4 protein-coding genes and 1 pseudogene are annotated in these 4,277 nt (G+C 63.4%); all 5 read right to left on the bottom strand.

The window, feature by feature from the left end; all coding sequences use genetic code 11:
* A partial coding sequence (locus GOOTI_RS19875; protein ID WP_007240407.1) for an MlaD family protein occupies positions 1 to 714 on the bottom strand: 714 nt, incomplete at its 3' end.
* Positions 711 to 1,742: an MlaD family protein gene (locus GOOTI_RS19870; RefSeq protein WP_007240406.1), complete on the bottom strand. Its 1,032-nt coding sequence runs from the start codon at positions 1,740 to 1,742 to the stop codon at positions 711 to 713. The genes GOOTI_RS19870 and GOOTI_RS19875, both read right to left, overlap by 4 nt.
* Positions 1,739 to 2,863, bottom strand: coding sequence for an MlaD family protein (locus GOOTI_RS19865; protein ID WP_007240405.1), 1,125 nt, complete (start codon positions 2,861 to 2,863; stop codon positions 1,739 to 1,741). Before GOOTI_RS19865 ends, GOOTI_RS19870 begins: the two co-directional genes overlap by 4 nt.
* Entirely contained in the window at positions 2,857 to 3,873 is a 1,017-nt protein-coding gene (locus GOOTI_RS19860) for an MlaD family protein (RefSeq protein ID WP_007240404.1), read from the bottom strand. Before GOOTI_RS19860 ends, GOOTI_RS19865 begins: the two co-directional genes overlap by 7 nt.
* Positions 3,861 to 4,277, bottom strand: a pseudogene (locus tag GOOTI_RS19855) (MlaD family protein); the annotation flags it as partial. The pseudogene GOOTI_RS19855 and the gene GOOTI_RS19860, both read right to left, overlap by 13 nt.

The following is a 4,277-nucleotide window of genomic DNA, read 5'->3' as shown; positions in this document are numbered from 1 at the left end:
CTTCACCGCCGTGACGACGTCGCGAATGCTGGTGCCGGCGTACACAAGTTGGGGTGCGGTGGGGCGCAGGGAGGGGCCGATCCAGGCGCCGTCCTGCAGCATCGTGGTGGCATTCCCGATGACCTTCTTGATCGCCGGCTGCGAGTAGATCATCGTCGCCGCCAGCACCTGCGCGGCGGGAGTGAGCCGCTCGACGTCGCCCTCGGTGCCGGCCAGCGCGGTCGCGAGTGTGTCGACGAGGTCGTTGACGAGCGTCGGGTCCACCTGATCGAGCATTGTCTGGGTCGAGCCGAGTAGTTCCGGCACGGATGCGGGAACCTCGACGACGGAGGCGGTCAGGGTCTGTCCGCTCCTGATCGGCTCGGCCTGTCCGTCGGATGGCGGAATGAGGAACAGTCCCGACTCCCCGATCATCGACTGGTTCTCGATCACGAGTTTGCTGTTCGACGGAATCCGGTGCGAGGCGTCGTAGGCGATCTGGACCTCGATGTCATTACTTCCGGTGTAGGACACCGACTTCACACTGCCGATGGAGACACCTCGGAGCAGCACTGCCGACCCGGCGTGCAGTCCATTGGATTTGGGCGCGGTGATGGTCACCGTGGTCTGGTCGGAAAACACCCGCATCTTCAGGACGCCCATCGACAGGTAGGCGACCGCGATGATGAGCACCGCGATGGTCGCGACGATCGAGAACGCGTAACGCGCCTTCATCGGAGTGCACCGATCATGCGGAGCACCGCCGCAACCGATTGGGTGACCTCGCGGTGGTCTGCACCGACGGTGACCTTGTCGACGGAGACTCCGCCGTTACCGGCGAACGGAATCAACTTCGTCTTCGTCACGTCGATGACCTTGCCGATGTTGCCGTTGAACTGTGTCGAGGTCGCCGAGTAGCTACGCAGCAGTGGGATGATCTTCTCCAGGAACGGATTCAGCTCCGCCAGGCGCGGGGTGAGCCAGCTCAGCCCGATGGCCAACGCGCTCGAGCCCGCCACGAGTTTGAATCCCTCGCTGATCGCGTCGAAGACCGCGCCCACGGCGAACTGGCCCTGCGGGCCCATCGACAACGCGAGCAACTGAGGGTCGGAGGCGATCTCGTGACTCGCGGAATCGAGCGTGTCGATCATCGAACTCAGGTGATCGGTGCCGCGAGCGAGATCGCTGATGTCCTGCGCGCCGACACGCGATGCCGCGGGAAGGTCCCCGTCCTTGATGTCGACGGACTCATTGACCTTCCGGATCGACTCCTGCACCCGCATCAGCGAGCCACCTGCCATGAAGTCGGCGAGATTGGTGATGATGTCCTCGATCTGTGGGCCGGGGTCGGTGTCGTGGAGTCCGATGGTGTCGCCGTCGTGCATCACGGCGGCATCGGCTCTGGTGGGCGGGATCAGCGCGACGTAGATGTCGCCGAGCATCGTCGACTGTCGCAGTTCGGCTTTCGATCCGACACGCACCTGTGCCTGGGGCTTGATCCCGAGGGTCAGGCGGGCCGCGTTGGGCACCAGCGCGATGGACTCGAGTGTGCCGATCTGCGTGCCGCGCGAGAGGACCCGCGCACCGAGCGGCAGATTCACCACGGACGAGAAGTCGACGTAGATGGTCTTCGAGTCCGACGACGAGGACGTCAGTTTGGGAAGTAGATTGGCAGGATTTGTACCACGCCCGATCGCAACCACCGCGAGGGCAGCCACCACCGCCAGCACACACAATCCGAGAGACATTCCACGGCGCATCATCGGACGAGACCTCCCTGTAGCGCACTGCTCACCACGTCGGTCAGGTCGACCACTGCCGTCTGGCCGGTGCGTTGGTCGCAGCTCCCCGCGCGAGTTCTGTTGAGCATTCCGCACAGTGCCGCGCTACTCGGAGTCTTGGTCAATACCCGGGGTCCGGACACCGACACCGGTATTCCTCGTGTGGAGCGGCGCAGTGACGTCGACAACGTGGTGGTGATCGCCGGTATCTCGCGCAGGATGGCCAACAGGTCAGGTGTTTTCGCGATGCCGAGATCGATCAGCGGCGACGCGATGTCCGCGGTGTCGAGTAGCGGTGGGAGCAGGTCACCGAGCAGATCGTCGATGCCGGGCGCCGCCTCCGAGAGTCCGTGGAAGATGTAGACGAAGTCTTCGATGAGCCTGCCCATCATGAACGTCAGCGATGCCGAGTTGACGCCGATGTCGCGGAGATCGTCCCAGTTCTCGGTGGTGACGTCGGTGAGTGTGGCGAGATTGTCGAACACCGAACGCATCGACGCGAGGAACTCATCGGGCTGCGCCATGAGCCCCGACATGTTCTTGATGATCCGGTTGATGTCGCCGCCGGTTCCGCTGATCTGTCTCGATGCTGTCGAGATGAGCTCTCCCACAGGCTTCTTCGTGTCGGTTCCGGCTCCACCGACCTCGTTGAACATCGTGGTGAAGGACTGGAATGCGGCGCTGACCGAGATGGGGGTGAAGGTACGCGACAGCGGTACGCAGGCATCCGATGCGAGTTGCGCACCGCCGTGAGCGTCGACGCCTACCAGTTCGAGCCTGCGGTCGGCGAGAACCGAGTTGTTGATCGCGACCACCTTCAGGTCCGATGCCAGCGGCCGGTCGTCGACCTTCATGTGCACTGTCACATAGCCGTTCTCCGGCGAGAGTGACGTGACCTTGCCGACCGTGACACCTCTGATGTTGACCGAGTTGCCCGCGTAGAGACCTGCCGAATCGGGCAGCCGCGCACAGAGCGCACGAGTGTTGCTCGACGTCGATCGCAGGTAGAACACCACTCCACCCGCGAGCAACGCCACCACGAGTACGGCAACGACCACGGCTGCCAGGCGGCCGCGCACTATGGCGGCGGAAGTCCTCAGCATCGGCGCCCCGCCAGCGGTATGCAGATCGACTTGTCGTCGATCACCTGATCGCCGAAATCCAGTGCGACACCGTTGGGATGGAGGGTGCGGGTCAACTTGTCGGCGATGCCGCGCAGTTGCGTGATCGCCACACTCATCTTCGCGGCGATGTCCCTGGTCTGACCCGCGGACGCGATGATCTTCTGCAGCGGTGGCTTGATCCGCACCTGGTAGGGCTCGCCGAGAACGTCACCGACGTAGAGCACCAACTCGGCGAGAGCGTCGTAGGTGATGATTCCGCGGTCCTTGTACCCGATGATCAGCGGTAGCACCGAGTGGATGCGACCGATCATCTCGGTGAGAGTCTGCCGCTGGGCGACCATGGCTGTCGTGTACTCGCTGCCGATGGCGGCAACGCTCTTCAGTTGTTCCTGCTGTTTGTCGAACAGTTCGGTCAAGGTGTCGACGTCGGACATGATGCCGTGAATGGCGCCGGGCGCGGCGTCGAAACTGTTCGTCAGTGCCACTGCGGTTCCGCGCATGGTGGGCGCGTCGATACCCGACGTAGTCTTCGCCGCAGCGTCGAGAACCTCGGAGATCGAGTACGGCACCGATGTTCTCGATGCAGGAATCACGCTGTCCCCCAGGGGCTTGCTTCCCGACGGCAGCAACGCGACATAGGCTCCACCGACCACGGTGAGCATCCGGACGTCGAGGGAGGTCTGATCACCGAGGAAGGCGGTTCGGTCGACGGAGAGCGTGACGTCGACCTTGTCGTCGGACAAGGCGACGTCGGTCACCTTGCCGACGGTGACACCGGCGATCCTGACCTCGGTGCCGCTCTTGATGCCGCCACTCTCCGACATCACCGCGCGCACCGTCTCACGCCCGGGCGGCGAGAGATAGAGGACACCACACACGGCCACGAGCACCGCGATGACGATGACGATCCCGACCGCCCAGAGCATTTCGGCGCGGTGCGACACCTGGTCACGGACGGCGAAGTCGGAGATCCTGCTCAGGCCCGGCACAGCGTCACCTTCCCCCCACCGAGAAGGATCTGACCCATTTCGGGCAGCGACACCTGCCCGTGCGAACACGTCGAGTCGAATCCCAGCTGGCTCATCGAGGCGTTCACGGTCGCCAGGAATGTGGGCAGAGCGCCGAGCACCCGTGCGAACTCGTTGGTGTCGGGTACGAGTTGCATGATGCGCGCCGACACGTTGTCGTGACCGCCGAGCGACAGGTCGAACAGATTCGACAAAAGGTCGACGATTGGCGGAAAGACTTTGGCACCGTTGCCGAAAGCGGATTTGAGAAGATCGAGTTTGGTCTCGAGCGTGTCGAACAGGACGCCCAATCCGTCCATCATGGTCTTGATGATCTGCGACTTGCCGTGCAACTCGTTCGAGATCACGCCGAGATTGTCGACGAT

The organism is Gordonia otitidis NBRC 100426 (assembly GCF_000248075.1).
GTDB classification, from domain to species: domain Bacteria; phylum Actinomycetota; class Actinomycetes; order Mycobacteriales; family Mycobacteriaceae; genus Gordonia; species Gordonia otitidis.
The sequence above is the reverse complement of the archived record's forward strand: the minus strand, read 5'-3'. Positions and strand labels throughout refer to the sequence as shown.